The following is a 15,829-nucleotide window of genomic DNA, read 5'->3' as shown; positions in this document are numbered from 1 at the left end:
GGCGTTGATGCCAGCGGCAAACCGAATTTATTAAAGGTGAGAGTTACATGCCGGTAATTAAAGTACGTGAAAACGAGCCGTTCGACGTAGCACTGCGTCGCTTCAAGCGTTCCTGCGAAAAAGCAGGTGTTCTGGCGGAAGTTCGTCGTCGTGAGTTCTATGAAAAACCGACTACCGAACGTAAGCGCGCTAAAGCTTCCGCTGTGAAACGTCACGCGAAGAAACTGGCTCGCGAAAACGCACGCCGCACTCGTCTGTACTAAGTCTTCTGAGGGTCGCGGCCCTCAATTCAGACCGAGTTGTAGTTGTAAGGCCGTGCTTCCGAAAGGAATGCGCGGCTTATTTTCGTTTATGCATTGGCATATACACAAAATCATTCATGATGCGTCAAGGATGAAGTGTATAAAAGGGGCATATGGCTGGACGAATTCCACGCGTATTTATCAATGACCTGCTGGCGCGCACCGACATCGTCGATCTCATCGACGCGCGGGTGAAGCTAAAAAAACAGGGCAAAAATTACCATGCGTGCTGTCCATTCCATAACGAAAAAACCCCCTCTTTCACCGTAAACGGTGAAAAACAGTTTTATCACTGCTTTGGATGTGGCGCGCACGGTAACGCCGTCGATTTTCTCATGAACTACGACAAGCTCGAGTTCGTGGAAACGGTCGAAGAGCTGGCTGCGATGCACAATCTTGAAGTGCCCTATGAAGCAGGCAACGGCCCCAGTCAGATAGAGCGCCATCAACGGCAAAGTCTTTATCAATTGATGGACGGCCTGAACACATTTTATCAACAGTCTCTGATGCAACCCGCCGCAACCCCCGCGCGCCAGTATCTGGAAAAGCGAGGATTAAGTCGCGACGTGATCGCCCGTTTTGCTATTGGTTTTGCGCCCCCCGGCTGGGACAACGTCCTGAAACGGTTTGGCAACAATACTGAGAATCGCAAATCGCTGGTTGATGCGGGTATGTTGGTTACCAACGATCAGGGACGCAGTTACGACCGCTTCCGCGAACGGGTGATGTTCCCCATCCGCGATAAGCGTGGACGGGTGATTGGTTTTGGTGGACGCGTGCTGGGTGACGCCATGCCGAAATACCTGAACTCCCCGGAAACCGATATTTTTCATAAAGGCCGCCAGTTATATGGCCTTTATGAAGCCCAGCAGGATAACGCTGACCCGCAGCGCCTGTTAGTGGTGGAAGGCTATATGGATGTAGTCGCGCTGGCGCAATACGGCATTAACTACGCCGTGGCGTCTCTGGGGACATCGACCACTGCCGATCACATCCAGCTGTTATTTCGTGCGACGAACAACGTCATTTGCTGTTACGACGGTGACCGCGCCGGACGCGATGCCGCCTGGCGAGCGCTGGAAACCGCGCTGCCTTATATGACGGATGGTCGCCAGTTACGCTTTATGTTCTTACCTGACGGTGAAGATCCTGACACCCTGGTGCGTAAAGAAGGCAAAGAAGCATTTGAAGCCCGGATGGAGCAGGCATTGCCGCTCTCCGCGTTTTTGTTTAACAGCCTGCTGCCGCAAGTGGATCTGAGTACCCCGGACGGACGTGCCCAGCTCAGTACACTGGCGCTGCCGTTAATCACGCAGGTGCCGGGTGAAACGCTGCGTATTTATTTGCGGCAGGAACTGGGCAACAAGCTTGGCATTCTGGATGACAGCCAGCTTGAACGTTTAATGCCTAAATTGTCCGAAAGCGGTGCTTCCAGGCCAGCTCCGCAGCTAAAACGCACGACCATGCGTATACTGATAGGACTACTGGTGCAAAACCCAGATTTAGCACCGTTGGTTCCACCGCTGGGTGGACTGGATCCAAAAAAATTGCCAGGACTTGGCTTATTTGTAGAACTGGTCAACACTTGTCTGTCTCAGCCAGGTCTGACCACCGGGCAACTTTTAGAACATTATCGCGGCACAAATGATGCGGCGACCCTTGAAAAATTGTCGATGTGGGACGATATAGCAGATAAGGATATCGCAGAAAAAACCTTCACCGACTCACTCAACCATATGTTTGATTCGATGCTTGAGCTGCGCCAGGAAGAGTTGATAGCTCGTGAGCGCACACACGGTTTAAGCAGCGAAGAACGCCGGGAACTCTGGACACTAAACCAGGAACTGGCAAAAAAATGAATTTAACGGCTTAAGTGCCGAATATCGTTCGGGAAGCCCCCGGCAGCCGCACTGAGAGGCAGCGGCACAAATATAAGTACGCCCTCGTTTTGCCGTTGGCGGTTTAACCGCCCAACACCAATCAAACGAAATAAGTGTGGATACCGTCTTATGGAGCAAAACCCGCAGTCACAGCTGAAGCTTCTTGTCCAACGTGGTAAGGAGCAAGGCTATCTGACCTATGCCGAGGTCAATGACCATCTGCCGGAAGATATCGTCGATTCAGATCAAATTGAAGATATCATCCAAATGATCAATGACATGGGTATTCAGGTGATGGAAGAAGCACCGGATGCCGATGATCTGCTGCTTGCTGAAAACACCAACAGCACCGATGAAGACGCGGAAGAAGCTGCGGCTCAGGTTCTCTCCAGTGTGGAATCTGAAATCGGTCGCACAACTGACCCGGTACGCATGTATATGCGTGAAATGGGCACGGTTGAACTGTTAACCCGTGAAGGCGAAATTGACATCGCTAAACGTATCGAAGACGGGATTAACCAGGTTCAATGCTCCGTTGCCGAGTATCCGGAAGCCATTACCTATCTGCTTGAACAGTACGATCGCGTTGAAGCTGAAGAAGCGCGTCTGTCCGATCTGATCACCGGTTTTGTTGACCCGAACGCGGAAGAAGACCTGGCACCTACCGCCACTCACGTCGGTTCTGAACTCTCCCAGGAAGAGCTGGATGACGACGAAGATGAAGACGAAGAAGAAGACGACGACAGCAGCGATGACGACAACAGCATCGACCCTGAATTAGCGCGTGAGAAATTCGGTGAGCTGCGTACTCAGTACGAAATCACCCGCGACACGATCAAAGCGAAAGGCCGCAGCCATGCAGCCGCTCAGGAAGAAATTCAGAAGCTTTCTGAAGTGTTCAAACAGTTCCGCCTGGTGCCGAAACAGTTCGACTACCTGGTGAACAGCATGCGTGTCATGATGGATCGCGTGCGTACCCAGGAACGTTTGATTATGAAGCTCTGCGTTGAGCAGTGCAAAATGCCGAAGAAAAACTTCATCACGCTGTTCACCGGTAACGAAACCAGCGAAACCTGGTTCAACGCCGCAATCGCGATGAACAAACCGTGGTCTGAAAAACTGCATGACGTGGCAGATGACGTTCACCGCGGCCTGCAAAAACTGCAGCAGATTGAAGAAGAAACCGGCCTGACCATCGAACAGGTAAAAGACATCAACCGTCGTATGTCCATCGGTGAAGCGAAAGCCCGCCGTGCGAAAAAAGAGATGGTTGAAGCAAACTTGCGTCTGGTTATCTCCATCGCCAAGAAATACACCAACCGTGGTCTGCAGTTCCTGGATCTGATTCAGGAAGGCAACATCGGTCTGATGAAAGCGGTAGACAAGTTCGAATACCGTCGCGGTTACAAGTTCTCCACCTATGCAACCTGGTGGATCCGTCAGGCGATCACCCGTTCGATCGCGGATCAGGCGCGTACCATCCGTATCCCGGTACATATGATTGAGACGATCAACAAGCTCAACCGTATCTCCCGCCAGATGCTGCAAGAGATGGGTCGCGAACCGACGCCGGAAGAGCTGGCTGAACGTATGCTGATGCCGGAAGATAAGATCCGTAAAGTGCTGAAGATCGCCAAAGAGCCTATCTCCATGGAAACGCCGATCGGCGACGATGAAGATTCGCATCTGGGTGATTTCATCGAGGATACCACCCTCGAGCTGCCGCTGGACTCTGCGACCACCGAGAGCCTGCGTGCCGCAACGCACGACGTTCTGGCTGGCCTGACCGCCCGTGAAGCGAAAGTTCTGCGTATGCGTTTCGGTATCGACATGAACACCGACCACACGCTGGAAGAAGTGGGTAAACAGTTTGACGTTACCCGCGAACGTATCCGTCAGATCGAAGCGAAGGCGCTGCGTAAACTGCGCCACCCGAGCCGTTCTGAAGTGTTGCGTAGCTTCCTCGACGATTAATCATAATTAATTGTTCTTAAGCCCTCCTCGTGAGGGCTTTTTTACAGGAGCAACTGTCATGCAACAAGGATGCTATTCACTCTCCGCTCTGGTCCGTGCGCTCGATAACGGCCAGCCCGTTGAATACCTGTGGTTCTGGGGACATCAACCCTCCGCTGACGGAACGATTACCGCCTCTTGTTTCAGTCAGTGGTGGCAGAATGCGCCATTCAGTCATAACGGTGTGGTATATGCCACGGCGGAGCACTGGATGATGGCCGGAAAAGCGCGTCTGTTTGGCGATGAGGCCATGCTGACGAAGATCCTCGCAGCGCAAACGCCCGCGGAAGCCAAAAAGCTGGGGCGCAAAGTCGCAGGATTTGACGAACGTCGCTGGCAGGAGAGCTGTTTCGAGCTGGTGTGCGAAGGCAATTACCACAAGTTTAGCCAGCACCTGGCGCTCAAATCATTTATCCTCAGTACCGCCCCTCGTGTTCTGGTGGAAGCCAGTCCGGTAGATAAAATCTGGGGAATTGGTCTGGCAAAAGATCATCCAGATGCCGCAACACCGTCGCGCTGGCAGGGTGAAAATCTGTTGGGATTTGCTCTCATGGAAGTCAGGGATCGCCTGGCGAAAGAGTGATGATTCAACGTAACCCCGGCTTGCGTCGGGGTTTTCATGTCATGCTTAACGTCAGCGCACTGTCAGCGCCTCATCCAGCTCCCGATAGGCTTCGACCAGCTTGTCCAGAGCGATCCGGCTTAGCCCGCTGGTATTCGGTAATACCCATACCTGTGTCGCGCCAATACTCATCGCCTGTTTGCCCCACTGTACGCCACGCTGGCTAAATCCCTGCTCAAAAGCCTGCTTACCCAGAATGGCCAGCGCCTGTGGCTGATAGCGTTCAATCTTCTCAATCAGGTTGCGCCCACCGCTGTGTAACTCCTCTCGCGAGACTTCATTCGCTTGTACCGTCGGTCTGTCGACCAGTTTGGTCACACCACAGCGAAAATCCAGCAGGTGTTGCGACTCCTCCGGTTTTAGTTGGCGATCGGTAAATCCGGCCTGATGAATCACCTTCCAGAAGCGGTTGGCGGGATGCGCAAACGGAAACCCCTTCCCTGCCGAAGACAACCCCGGGTTGATGCCGCAAAACACAACGCGAAGCCCCGGCGCCAGTATGTCCTTAACCATGATATCCCCCAAACAATACAACAGAGAGGAAGTATAACGAATTGAAAATACGTTGTTTATAAAAACAGCATACGTACGGTTATGGCTGGATTGCAGCACAGAGTTACTTTATAATCCCTCGCCACGGCCCCTTAGCTCAGTGGTTAGAGCAGGCGACTCATAATCGCTTGGTCGCTGGTTCAAGTCCAGCAGGGGCCACCAAATTTTAGCTTTAAAATCATATAATTAAGCCACTCTGGCGAGTGGCTTTTTTGTTTCCATCAGTATGAGTGTCGCATGGGATTTTCGCATCTGGGGTACAGGCTGCGTTATCAGAACCACGACAAATGAGCGCAGTCAGGACGCCCGCAGACGCATAAAATTAAATGCTGTCACCGCCGCCCACCTCGCCTGCCCACTTTTTGGGTCGGATTTATTGACCGCCGGAACGGGATAAAACTCGGTAAATTTTCCCCACAAGAGCAACGGTGATAACAGCCAGAATTATTGAAGATAAACCAAGAAAAACAAGCATGGAAAGAAAGGGGCTAAATGTCCCCCACAGACTCGTAAAGTCACTAATCCTACCCAGCAAATCCGTCGAAATATACCTTAATGCGAACTCCGGAATAATTAGAAAGAAAATAATTGCAACAACATAACTCGCTGTTTTCTTTCCCTTTGTCATTTTCTTTCTTGCCCCCTTCGACGAGCGTGATCAATTATTAAGTTACAATGCTAAAACAAGGCTAATTGAAATTGCAGAAAACTATCTTAAATTGAAAATGCAGTCTGATAAACGGATGGCTGTCGCTGTAACAAAATCATTACGCGAGTTACATGCGAGCCATATGGAAACTGTTAAGCAAGTGAAATTAGGCGGTCAGCGATTCATAAACTATGGTTTGTGTCTGATTCCTGGCGATGACTATCGTAGTACCTGCTATGAGCAATGGCAGGAAGACAAACGTTTTTCCTCTGCTTTAGCGAAATGTACAAACGTAATGATGTTGTACTCGACATGGCTGAACTTTATTTTCGGAAAACTCTTAACAGACTTGGCGAGGAAAAGAGCTTTAATCTCGTGTCTTTTATCAAAAAGAAAATAGGGGATAAAGCTCACGATGCTGCCGTCAAATCTAGTAAATTAGCAATATCTTTAATTATTTTAATGCTAATAATTGACAGTGCTTATTTCCAGGAATCGCATATCAAGATGGTCAACAATATGTCGACATGGTTTGTTAAAGGCGCGGCGATGTATTCAAAAATTCAAATCGCGGCTTTAGCGGCAAACAGACTAAAACTCCAAGATGCTGCTTATTACCAAAGTTTATGCAATGAAAAACCAGAGATGCTTTACTTTCTTATTGAACCTCAGATGTCAAAGGTTATTTACCAAGTTGAATCAGGAGGAAATAATGAGGAAGTGGTTGCAGATGCGCTATATGAGATGCTGAAACGATGAAAAAATCCCTTTTATGGTTGCTTCAAGCGCATTTTTACTTAATCCCTTTCGCGTTGCTTATCTGCGGTATTTCCCTATTTGTAATATTTATTCCAAATAAAACTGCGCTACTTAGCATAATATTGGTTGTTATTATTTCGTTTTTATATATAAAATATAACCGTTGGTATTAGAACCGCATTTACCGCAACTAAAACGCTCCTTTAGGAGAATTTTAGCTATATTTAAAACACCTCAAAACAGTGAATAATCTTGATCATCATTCAGTATCGTAGATTCCTTACGTTTTCGTTCAGCAATTTCCTGAGTAAAAATAAATCCTACCCCCTTAAACAAAAAATATTGGCCTGTCAAAACTGAAAACAAATGTTTCCTGGTACGTCCGCCCGAGCGAATAGCCGCTACCATATTCTTTTAAACGCTGGGAAAATACCCACCCGCCCTCAACAAAGCTCTGTAGTGCTTCACCACGATAGACAGCCTGGAAATTGTAGTCACGCCCTCCCATAATACCGCCTCGCGATGCTCGTTGCCCCCCAAGTTCAGCGAACTGTTACGGGGTGACGACAGGAGCAGGCACTTTGATAATTGCGATTTCAGAAGCCATGTAGCATGGTTCCCTATTTACTAATAGTTTGCAATTAAAGGGCCACCGTTTACCAACATTGGGGAATCAATTGCATAGGTTTAGACAAAATATACTTCCCAATTGAGAAGTAATAAATAGGCTTTATCGAGATGAGAATGGATTCTTTAGGATGGAGCTACGTTGATGCACTCGATCGCATTTGTGAGGTGTATGAATTTTCACAAAAAATTCAGCTAACTAAGTTCAATGAACTATAGCTCATCTTCTAATGCGGGTTTATGTAAAAACTCTCTTAACGATAGAGCCAATAACCCTAACCCATCACCCACTACTAAATTGTCCGCATAATATCGCCAATGAAATACATTTCTATAAGTAGGAGAATCAGCCCTCACATCATAAATAATATACGCATCACCATCATCATCATAATCTGAACCAATGACAATCAAGCCATCAGGTAGTAATGATCTATGATCATATATTGATTCTTGTAACAATTTCGTTGAAGTCACAACTCTATTTGTAGAAGATAAGGTAGCCATTACTATTATCCTGTTTTTTTCGTTGTACCTCGCTATAAAGTTATCTAAATTAGATAATGGAGTACATGCTTGATCAGCTACCAAATGAATATAATCCTTATATTCATTTGGCAAGCTAATCAACAACGATTTTTCGACATCAGTGATTCCTTTTCTTATCAAGAGTGGGTCAGCGATTAAATCTGGCTCATCTACTTCCCATTTCACCAAGTCATCTTTCTGTATTTTCATACTAAAAACCCTCACCACGTCACATTGAATCACCACCTACATGAAGTGTCCCACTATTAACAACACTTGTCTCACTATTTTTGTATGCTGTATGTATATCTTTATCAACGAAGATCATTTTGCAAACGCACCTCTTCAAACAGATTAACTACATTGTTTTCTTGCTGGTGGTAGTGGTGTAAATAGTGACCATAGCCCGCTTTGGAGTTTTCCTGTATCGGTTTTCCGATTCGTTTGGTGGTAATCCACCGTTACATTCGTGTGGCCTGTCACCGACATCCGCGCGTTTTTCTGGTTCCTGAAGAAACGCTTCGTCGGGCTGTAATCCCATCAGTTTCCGCGTCAGCTCATACTTTGCTTGATCGGGTCACGCCGCAGTAACTGCCTGCTTGTGTAATAGCTTCCCCGGCACGGTGCAACATCGCGCCGTCTGGTTTACCACAGACTTCCCAGACCATTTCCAGCGATTTGGTGGTTTGCCTACGGTCCGGGGAAGCTTGATGATAATCAAATAAATTTTTGGTAGCTCTAAAAAAAAACACACATCTGCCGATGTACTGACAGAGTGTGTCAGACCTTTATATATAATTCGCTTTAGACAAACAGACTGGTAGGAGCTTATGGCTGATTCAGCACGGAGTCGCTCAGCAGAACGTTTAGTAGATATCCTGATGGAGCTACAAACTTATGGCGTGGTCAGTCGCTATCGGTTGATGAAGAAATTTAATATCACTGAACGAACGGTTTATCGCGATCTCAACATGCTCTCCGCATTCGTTGAAGGCTGTGGTGGCGGGGAATATCGGTTAATTCCGTCAAGAGCTCAGAATAATAGCCATGATGCTCTGCATAACCCGCTGGCAACGCTGCTGGATGCCGACGCGGTGTTTCCCGACAGAGATGAGGCCTTCTGGAGCAACCTGGAAAAACGGGCTGCGGAACAGCATGTGAGAGTTCATTTTAACAGCCCTGAGCATTCGGTCAGAAATGCTTTGCGAAAGTACTTTAATTTATTAGAGAAAGCGATTCAGAAAAATAGTGTTTGCCATATTTTATATAAAAGTAAAACGCGCACTATTCATCCTTATAAGCTGGTTAACCAGAAAAATATCTGGTATCTGCAGGCGACAGAGGGCGGTAAGTTAAAGTCGTTTTCGTTAAACAAAATTCATTGGCTGGATATAAGAAAAGAACACTTTGCGGTTGATAGTTTCACGCTTTCATTAATTGATGAGCATCGTGACCCTTGGGTGAGCGAAGAGACTTTTGAGGTTCGGGTGCGTATTAACCATAGCATTGCTGGCTACTTCAGAAGACGCGATTTGCTGCCTCAGCAAGAATTATTGTGCGAAGGGGACGACGGGGTGACATTACTCTGCCAGGCCGCACATCAGAATCAAATTATTCCATTAATTTTATTCTGGTTACCCAATATCGAAATTCTGGAACCTGAATGGTTAAAAACAACCGTCATCAACATGTTGCATAACTACGTCACTGGCGATCACAACTCAGTTCCTGTTTTGGAATGTGATGGATAGCTAGTAACGACGACTCATTGCACAGGAGATAATTATCTATGGCATTACCTTTCATTATTTTGGGCGTCGCGGCAGCGGCAACAGCTTTTGGTGGCAAAAAAGCGTATGACGGCTACCAGAAAAAATCGGAAGCCGACGACGTATTAGATCGCGCACAGCGTCGTTTTGATAAGCATAAAGATAGTTTTGAGACAGCTAACAAGACGACGTCGCAAAAACTCGCAGAATTAGGCGAAGTGGAGCTGAAAATCGGTAATGATTTCAATGAATTCAATACAATAGCCATTGATCTTCTTGAGCGAATGGCAAAGGATGGGCATAAGAATCTCAAGCTGACGGTACCAAAGCACAGCATTAATAAGATTCAGAACCTGGCTATTTCGGCAACAGAATACCTGACCACGGTCGTCGGTGCAGGCGTGTCTGGTGCCGCCGCCGGTTTTGCCGTGTACAGCGGAGTGATGGCTTTTGCTGCCGCCTCTACCGGAACGCCGATTGCGGCGCTGTCGGGTGCGGCAGCTTATAATGCCACGATGGCGGCAATTGGCGGCGGTTCGCTGGCTGCAGGTGGTTGGGGGATGGCAGGCGGCGCGATGGTGCTTGGCGGTGCAGTGGTGGCTCCACTGATTGCTATTGCTGGCTGGGCCTACGATAACCATGCGGAAAAAGCGCTCAACAACGCCTACCAAAGCTCCCGTGAAGTAACCGCGGCGGTAGAGAAAATGAATGCAGCTGAAGCGCATCTGACAAAGGTGCAGCAATATGTAAATAGCATTTATGAATCGATCACCGGTATGCATGCCGTCTTCGTTCAGCACTATTTTGAGCCGCTGAAAGCGATGCACGCGGTCATCGTCGAACGTCATCAAAAAAATATCACCACCGAAATTGATGAGTCGGAAGAGATCATGACGCTTATCGACCACGGCTACGAATTAGCTGCCATCATGACCGACGTGATTACCACACCACTGTTCAAACCGGTGACGCAGGAAAACGGCGAAGCCGTTATTGAAGATGGCGTGATCCAGCTGCAGACCGACAGCAACGGTATGAATCTGCTTAACAAAGAGGCGCTGGATGAAAAACTGACGGCATCAGCCTCTGATTTCGACACGTTTTCCTCTCGTATTTAATCGACTGGCCGGGCTAACCAGCCCGGCATTGCTATGGGTAGAGCACAATGAACGCAGCCAGGTTTGACTGGGGTGAAGAGTTACATCAGACGGTGGTCAAGAGCCTCACCACCTCGTTTGGGTTAGATTTTCTCTTGCTGGAGGATAAGCACGGCGGCGATGTGAATACCATTCACAATGTCCGTCAGGGGGTGTATGCCACAGATGCCGAACGTCAACGGTATGAACAGCGCGAAGGGTATGATTCGCATCATTACCACAGCCACGAAAACTACATCGCCACCAACCGAGCAGGAAAAAAGGCGCATGAGACAGGTACGCTAACTGATACCTATACCGGTGAACATTTTGCGGCCAATGATAAAAAAAATCTCGACCACATTATTTCCGCCCATGAGATTCACAACGATCCCGGACGTGTTCTCGCCGAGTGCGATGGCGCCGATCTGGCCAATGACTCATCGAATCTTACTTTCACGAATGAGTCGCTAAATAAGGCGAAGAAGGCGAAAACGATGGATGCCTTCGTGCAAACGCTGCAAGACCAACATGCCGCCACAACGCAGGAAATTGCCCGGTTACGCAGCCAGCCATCACTCTCCGAGCAAGAACAGAAGCAACTGAATAAGCTGGAAAATAAAGCTGCCGCTGATTTTGAACGCATGAAAGAGGCGGATAAGCAGGCGCGGGCAAAATACAACAGCACTATCCACCAAGAGTATTACACCAGCAGCAAGTTTGCGAAGAATGTCGCCAGCGCTACGCTGAACAACGCCTTTCGCATGGGAACGCGGCAGATGCTTGGACTCATTCTGGCGGAGACCTGGTTTGAATTTCGCGAGCGTATTCCAGTGATGTTTGAGAAACATCGTCGCGCATTTGATGCCGGAGATTTCCTGCAGGATGCTACTGAAGCATTACGCGCCGTTTGGTTGCGGGTACAAACCAAATTTCACACCTTCCTTACCTCCTTTAAAGACGGAGCGATTGGCGGCATGCTGTCCAGCATTACAACTACGCTCTTCAATATCTTTTTTACCACAAAGAAAATGATGGTGAGGCTCATTCGCGAGATGTGGAACAACCTGGTGCAGGCCTTCAAAGTGATGGTTTTTAATCCAGAGGGTTTGCCACCGGGGCAGTTGGCGAAGGCGGTCAGTAAGCTGGTGGCTGCCGGGGTGGCTGTCGCAGCGGGTGTGGTGGTTAACGAAGCATTAGCAAAAATTCTCGTTTTTCCCTTTGGCCCGGAATTAGCCGCCTTCTGCGGCGCGCTGGCGACCGGTATCCTGACGCTAGTGATGAACTATTTTCTCGAACACAGCGCATTGATGAAAAAGGTCTGGGCGTTTCTGGACACCTTTAAAGATAAGTACCAGAAAGCGCTTGAGTATTATCAACAGGTTAATACCGAACTCGATCGTTACCTACTGGAGCTTACGGCGCTGGAATTCGCGATAGATTCGTCAGCGTTGACGCGATTTACCCTGCATCTTAACGTAGTGAATAGCGAAATTAAGCGTGGCTTGTTGCTGCAAGCCGAGGTCGACCGCAGGAATATCGCACTGCCGTTTGAGGCCGGAAATACCCGCTCCGTACGTAACTGGTTAAGCAAGTTATGAAACTCACTCCGGAATTTCCCTGCAACCAGTGCGGCGCCTGCTGTCGTCACGTCGATCGCGCCAGTGAAACACAGTTCCTCGATCGAGGCGACGGTATTTGTCAGCACTATCAGATGGAGACAAAGCTGTGCGCAATTTATGAAACGCGTCCGCTGATTTGCCATGTTGAGAAGCAGTATCAGCTTAACTACCAGCAGCATTATAGCTGGCAGGAGTTCATTACGCTGAATCGTGAGGCATGTCTGATTCTTGAAAAGCTCTAAAGCGAAAAAGGGAGGGAAATCTGATGGAACATAACAATTCTTCACTGGTTGAGTGGCTACCGGAATTTTTTCAGCAATGGCCGCAAAACATGGCGTGGGCCAGAGAAAAAGACAAAAAAATAAATATTGATGCCACCCATTTAGCGGAGTTTTTCAGCCAACTCTCTGAGCCACTGAAAGTTGTGCAGAATCGCTCTTTATCTTTTGATCCATGGGAAGTTGCAGGCCTTGGGCGTAAAGAAGTTCGCAACACGGCAATCCTGGCCTGGCTTCTTGACCCCGAAGGAACTCATGGTTTTGGGAGACTACCTTTAAAAGCATTTCTTAGTGGTATAAGGCACAAAAGGAATGATATCCCTGAAGATTATCACCACTATTGTCGGGTTCAGGTCGAAACGAATCCCACTGGGGATAGTACTAATCGTGTCGATATTGAAATCGATGCGGATAATTTTTTTCTGCTTGTCGAAGTGAAAATTGATGCCTGTGAGCAGCAGGAACAAGTCGCCCGATATTGTTCTGATGCCAAAATACGTGCCATATCACGCCCCTGGGCCGTTGTATTTTTAACGCCCCATGGTGGAAAACCGTTTACCAGTGGGTCGGCTTTTACACCTGAGGATGTCCCCTGCCTTTCATGGCGGCAACTTGCCACAACCCTGGAGGTTTCACTGCAACCGTATTACAAAGAACTTATTGCAGACGATAAATCCTCACCTTCGCGTCAAATGGCTGCACATGCCGTATTTTGCTTTCTTAATCGGATTCGTACATTTTAATCAAAGGGAATAGACATGAATCAACACAGCGATGTAGAACGTCAGGCCGGTACACTGATTCTCTCACAACTAAAGATGTTTAACGAAGCTGTAGTTTATTTTGAACAGCATTTAAGCCCTGTATTCTGGAAAAGCTTTGATCAGTGTATTGAACGATTTATGAAAGACAATAACTGGACTGGCAAAGCCAATTATGAGCGCCAGGACTATTGCTGGCTGGCGCATCCCGGCTGGGTCATTGAAGGTGTTAACTGCAAATGTTGGTTTGAGAGCAGTTCAACGGTTAGTGAAGGAAATGATTATATTTTGGCGGTCCTGACGGGTACAGGAACCGAACAGGGTCAGTTCGGTTTTGAGTTTAAACTGAATGCCGGATATTTTGGTGGGGTCAGGAAGATAGCCAACTACGCCAATACTATTCAGCAATCCTATCGTGAGCAACTTCATGAATTAGGACTATTGGATCAAGGGAAAGGTAACTATTTCCTACCTGTCACTATTGAATCTAATTTACTTACTGAATGCTGGAAAGAGTATGGTGAATTTCCTGTGGAACATGAAGTATTTTCGCCATTGCGAACTGTTCTTGAGAAAATGCTGCAAGCTACAAAAATTCTGGATGCCATATTTTTTTCAGAAGCACAGACTGCAGCAAGTGAGTCCGTTTAAATAATGAATATCACCTGATTCAGTTTGGCCTTTCTGATGGAGGAAAGGCCAGTGCTACACATAATAAATCATCCTCGGCTACAGCCGAAGTTACGTTCTCCATCGCCAACGAATTTAGTACGTACCTTTCTCATATAATCAATCCGATTCATGGGGTTGATCTCTGTTTTAGTACTGCACTGATTTTAGGCCAGGGTCCAGAGAGGCGGGCTGTTCTGCCTATCCTTTATGGCAGAAATGGATGCTCCCACATCGGAGGTGAGAGCATCGGGAATAAGGTGATCTTTTAAAGCGTGTTCAGCCTATACCAGAGCCTGAAGTTGCTCACGCATATAGGAAGTAAAAAATTCAGGGTTTTTGATCAGTACACGCTCCCCTGACGCAATTTTTTCAGCCCATCCGGCCACTTTTTTGGTGAATTCGGGGTTCCACCCCTCCTGCTCGCCTCGTGCAGTAATCTCGGCTGCGCTGGCTGGCACACCTAACTCATTCAAATATTTCAAAATTCCCTTTGTGGTACTTTCATCCATTGAGTCTGGGGGGGCGACGGATGTATTCATACCGTTAATGAAATCCAGTGCTTTCTCAATTGCTGTTGGCATGCTCTTATCCTTAAAATTAACCACGTAAACATCACATCTACACTATGACCTTAAACCGATCTTAATATCAAAGAAATCATTAAATTTATGTCGGTTTACGCGGTTCATTCCTTCGTTTCTGATTCATTGGTACGTAACGGCGCGAGGGTTCTGGCGATGCCATATCTATGCTGACAGCACCGACGCAACACGGTTCGTGGTCGTCGGGCAAGCCTCATCGTTGGCTCCCCTAATTGCATTGTTAGGGAGATTGCTGATGAATTAATCGAGCGATGGCTTGTTGTGCCAGTAGGCCGCTGCCCGCACTAAATGAGGATCAAAAGCCTCAGTATCGAACCGTTGACTGAGTTTTTTGACAACCTTCCCTTCACCGGTGATCCAGATGAAATAATCTTCTGCAGGAATCGAAAGCTGTGACAAGCGCACATCCACCGCCTGCTCGTCCTGCCCGACGAACCACTCAATCGCAAATCCATCAAGATGGGCGAGGTAATCCTGATACGCCGCGTTTTGCACACTGACCAGCGCCGTGACATTCGGGCGCACAGTCAGTCGGCTGATCGCCTCCAGGCGGCGGCGCAATGCCGGCATTCCCGATTCATCACAAACATAAACCTGGTATGCGTAATCGTCTGGCACCACCAGCGAACCGCGCGGTCCGCCAATCGTGAGCGTGTCCCCCTCGCGGGCATGCTTCGCCCAGGTGCTCGCCACCCCGCCATCATGGAGATAAAAATCCAGCGCCAGTTCATGGCGCTCCTCATCGTATAACGGTGTGTAATCACGTGTTGTTGGGCGAATACCATCCGCCCAGACGATACCTTCGTCAGTCACCGTCGGCGGTACAAAGCGACTGTCCGGCTCCGGGAAAAAGACCTTGGTGTGATCGTCAAATCCCAGAGAGCGAAAGCCTTCCAGAGCATTTCCTCCCAGCACAATACGCTGAAAACCCGCGCTGATACGTTCAACACGCAGGACGGTCAGTTCGCGAAAGCGCAGTTCATTACGAACGCGCTGTGGATAGCGTGAGGTTTTTTTGGTCATTCTTTTCGCCTTCGTGATTGTATTACGATATATC

The 15,829-nt window shown here is 48.1% G+C and carries 16 protein-coding genes, 1 tRNA gene and 2 pseudogenes; 12 read left to right on the top strand and 7 right to left on the bottom strand.

The annotated features are described in order from the left end of the window. The first annotated feature begins 47 nt into the window (after positions 1 to 47). From rpsU to ybiA, 4 genes are all read left to right on the top strand, one after another. Positions 48 to 263: a 30S ribosomal protein S21 gene (gene rpsU / locus AC07UY_RS00985; RefSeq protein ID WP_001144069.1), complete on the top strand. Its 216-nt coding sequence runs from the start codon at positions 48 to 50 to the stop codon at positions 261 to 263. Positions 264 to 415: 152 nt separating this feature from the next. After that, the gene (gene dnaG, locus AC07UY_RS00980; RefSeq protein ID WP_494700599.1) at positions 416 to 2,161 is read left to right on the top strand and encodes a DNA primase; all 1,746 of its coding nucleotides are present in this window, start codon (positions 416 to 418) and stop codon (positions 2,159 to 2,161) included. 120 nt (positions 2,162 to 2,281) lie between these two features. Further along, positions 2,282 to 4,156 carry an RNA polymerase sigma factor RpoD gene (rpoD, locus tag AC07UY_RS00975; RefSeq protein WP_494661449.1) on the top strand — a complete coding sequence of 625 codons (1,875 nt, stop codon included), beginning with the start codon at positions 2,282 to 2,284 and terminating at the stop codon, positions 4,154 to 4,156. A gap of 58 nt (positions 4,157 to 4,214) precedes the next feature. Beyond that, positions 4,215 to 4,778, top strand: a complete 564-nt coding sequence (ybiA, locus tag AC07UY_RS00970; RefSeq protein ID WP_494700598.1) for a riboflavin biosynthesis intermediates N-glycosidase — start codon at positions 4,215 to 4,217, stop codon at positions 4,776 to 4,778. A 51-nt stretch (positions 4,779 to 4,829) separates the two neighbouring features. Here the strand turns inward: ybiA and mug are convergent, their stop codons facing one another. Continuing rightward, positions 4,830 to 5,330, bottom strand: a complete 501-nt coding sequence (mug, locus tag AC07UY_RS00965; RefSeq protein WP_494700597.1) for a G/U mismatch-specific DNA glycosylase — start codon at positions 5,328 to 5,330, stop codon at positions 4,830 to 4,832. 125 nt (positions 5,331 to 5,455) lie between these two features. Here mug and AC07UY_RS00960 point away from each other — a divergent pair. After that, a tRNA-Ile gene (locus tag AC07UY_RS00960) sits at positions 5,456 to 5,531 on the top strand. Positions 5,532 to 5,742: 211 nt separating this feature from the next. Here AC07UY_RS00960 and AC07UY_RS00955 read toward each other — a convergent pair. Further along, complete coding sequence (locus AC07UY_RS00955; protein WP_494700596.1) at positions 5,743 to 5,997, bottom strand: hypothetical protein; 255 nt, start codon at positions 5,995 to 5,997, stop codon at positions 5,743 to 5,745. A 264-nt stretch (positions 5,998 to 6,261) separates the two neighbouring features. On the opposite strand from AC07UY_RS00955, the gene AC07UY_RS00950 reads away from it, so the two are divergent. Continuing rightward, positions 6,262 to 6,777: a hypothetical protein gene (locus tag AC07UY_RS00950; RefSeq protein WP_494700595.1), complete on the top strand. Its 516-nt coding sequence runs from the start codon at positions 6,262 to 6,264 to the stop codon at positions 6,775 to 6,777. An 840-nt stretch (positions 6,778 to 7,617) separates the two neighbouring features. Here AC07UY_RS00950 and AC07UY_RS00945 read toward each other — a convergent pair. Then, a complete protein-coding gene (locus tag AC07UY_RS00945) occupies positions 7,618 to 8,142 on the bottom strand; it encodes an SMI1/KNR4 family protein (RefSeq protein WP_203359925.1) in 525 nt (174 codons plus the stop codon). Positions 8,143 to 8,290: 148 nt separating this feature from the next. Further along, positions 8,291 to 8,636 (bottom strand): annotated as a pseudogene (locus AC07UY_RS00940) (transposase domain-containing protein); the annotation flags it as partial. 126 nt (positions 8,637 to 8,762) lie between these two features. Between AC07UY_RS00940 and AC07UY_RS00935 the strand changes: the two are divergent. The 6 genes from AC07UY_RS00935 to AC07UY_RS00910 are packed head-to-tail and all read left to right on the top strand — an operon-like array spanning position 8,763 to position 14,149. After that, positions 8,763 to 9,683, top strand: coding sequence for a helix-turn-helix transcriptional regulator (locus AC07UY_RS00935; RefSeq protein WP_494700594.1), 921 nt, complete (start codon positions 8,763 to 8,765; stop codon positions 9,681 to 9,683). A gap of 38 nt (positions 9,684 to 9,721) precedes the next feature. Continuing rightward, a complete protein-coding gene (locus AC07UY_RS00930; RefSeq protein ID WP_494700593.1) occupies positions 9,722 to 10,819 on the top strand; it encodes a chemotaxis protein in 1,098 nt (365 codons plus the stop codon). 47 nt (positions 10,820 to 10,866) lie between these two features. After that, positions 10,867 to 12,438, top strand: a complete 1,572-nt coding sequence (locus AC07UY_RS00925; RefSeq protein WP_494700592.1) for a cobalamin adenosyltransferase — start codon at positions 10,867 to 10,869, stop codon at positions 12,436 to 12,438. After that, positions 12,435 to 12,701, top strand: a complete 267-nt coding sequence (locus AC07UY_RS00920; protein WP_494700591.1) for a YkgJ family cysteine cluster protein — start codon at positions 12,435 to 12,437, stop codon at positions 12,699 to 12,701. Before AC07UY_RS00925 ends, AC07UY_RS00920 begins: the two co-directional genes overlap by 4 nt. Positions 12,702 to 12,724: 23 nt before the next feature. After that, positions 12,725 to 13,480 (top strand): PDDEXK-like family protein, encoded by a 756-nt coding sequence (locus AC07UY_RS00915; protein ID WP_203359920.1) that lies wholly within the window; start codon positions 12,725 to 12,727, stop codon positions 13,478 to 13,480. Between the two features lie 15 nt (positions 13,481 to 13,495). Further along, a complete protein-coding gene (locus tag AC07UY_RS00910; protein ID WP_494700590.1) occupies positions 13,496 to 14,149 on the top strand; it encodes a hypothetical protein in 654 nt (217 codons plus the stop codon). A gap of 68 nt (positions 14,150 to 14,217) precedes the next feature. On the opposite strand, the pseudogene AC07UY_RS00905 reads toward AC07UY_RS00910, so the two are convergent. From AC07UY_RS00905 to AC07UY_RS00895, 3 genes and pseudogenes are all read right to left on the bottom strand, one after another. Next, positions 14,218 to 14,301 (bottom strand): annotated as a pseudogene (locus AC07UY_RS00905) (YagK/YfjJ domain-containing protein); the annotation flags it as partial. Between the two features lie 150 nt (positions 14,302 to 14,451). Continuing rightward, positions 14,452 to 14,775, bottom strand: coding sequence for a DUF1889 family protein (locus tag AC07UY_RS00900; protein ID WP_192613537.1), 324 nt, complete (start codon positions 14,773 to 14,775; stop codon positions 14,452 to 14,454). Positions 14,776 to 15,012: 237 nt separating this feature from the next. Then, positions 15,013 to 15,795 carry a siderophore-interacting protein gene (locus AC07UY_RS00895; RefSeq protein WP_494660932.1) on the bottom strand — a complete coding sequence of 261 codons (783 nt, stop codon included), beginning with the start codon at positions 15,793 to 15,795 and terminating at the stop codon, positions 15,013 to 15,015. Positions 15,796 to 15,829 lie beyond the last annotated feature (34 nt).

Source organism: Citrobacter sp. GW821-FHT02E08 (assembly GCF_059421685.1).
Note: the sequence above shows the minus strand (reverse complement) of the source record. Positions and strands in the feature narration are given on the sequence as shown.

Coding starts and splice junctions, on each gene's coding strand:
- rpsU (WP_001144069.1), top strand. CDS start 48: ATGCCGGTAATTAAAGTACGTGAAAACGAGCCGTTCGACGTAGCACTG.
- dnaG (WP_494700599.1), top strand. CDS start 416: ATGGCTGGACGAATTCCACGCGTATTTATCAATGACCTGCTGGCGCGC.
- ybiA (WP_494700598.1), top strand. CDS start 4,215: ATGCAACAAGGATGCTATTCACTCTCCGCTCTGGTCCGTGCGCTCGAT.
- mug (WP_494700597.1), bottom strand. CDS start 5,330: ATGGTTAAGGACATACTGGCGCCGGGGCTTCGCGTTGTGTTTTGCGGC.
- AC07UY_RS00955 (WP_494700596.1), bottom strand. CDS start 5,997: ATGACAAAGGGAAAGAAAACAGCGAGTTATGTTGTTGCAATTATTTTC.
- AC07UY_RS00950 (WP_494700595.1), top strand. CDS start 6,262: ATGGCAGGAAGACAAACGTTTTTCCTCTGCTTTAGCGAAATGTACAAA.
- AC07UY_RS00945 (WP_203359925.1), bottom strand. CDS start 8,142: ATGAAAATACAGAAAGATGACTTGGTGAAATGGGAAGTAGATGAGCCA.
- AC07UY_RS00935 (WP_494700594.1), top strand. CDS start 8,763: ATGGCTGATTCAGCACGGAGTCGCTCAGCAGAACGTTTAGTAGATATC.
- AC07UY_RS00930 (WP_494700593.1), top strand. CDS start 9,722: ATGGCATTACCTTTCATTATTTTGGGCGTCGCGGCAGCGGCAACAGCT.
- AC07UY_RS00925 (WP_494700592.1), top strand. CDS start 10,867: ATGAACGCAGCCAGGTTTGACTGGGGTGAAGAGTTACATCAGACGGTG.
- AC07UY_RS00920 (WP_494700591.1), top strand. CDS start 12,435: ATGAAACTCACTCCGGAATTTCCCTGCAACCAGTGCGGCGCCTGCTGT.
- AC07UY_RS00915 (WP_203359920.1), top strand. CDS start 12,725: ATGGAACATAACAATTCTTCACTGGTTGAGTGGCTACCGGAATTTTTT.
- AC07UY_RS00910 (WP_494700590.1), top strand. CDS start 13,496: ATGAATCAACACAGCGATGTAGAACGTCAGGCCGGTACACTGATTCTC.
- AC07UY_RS00895 (WP_494660932.1), bottom strand. CDS start 15,795: ATGACCAAAAAAACCTCACGCTATCCACAGCGCGTTCGTAATGAACTG.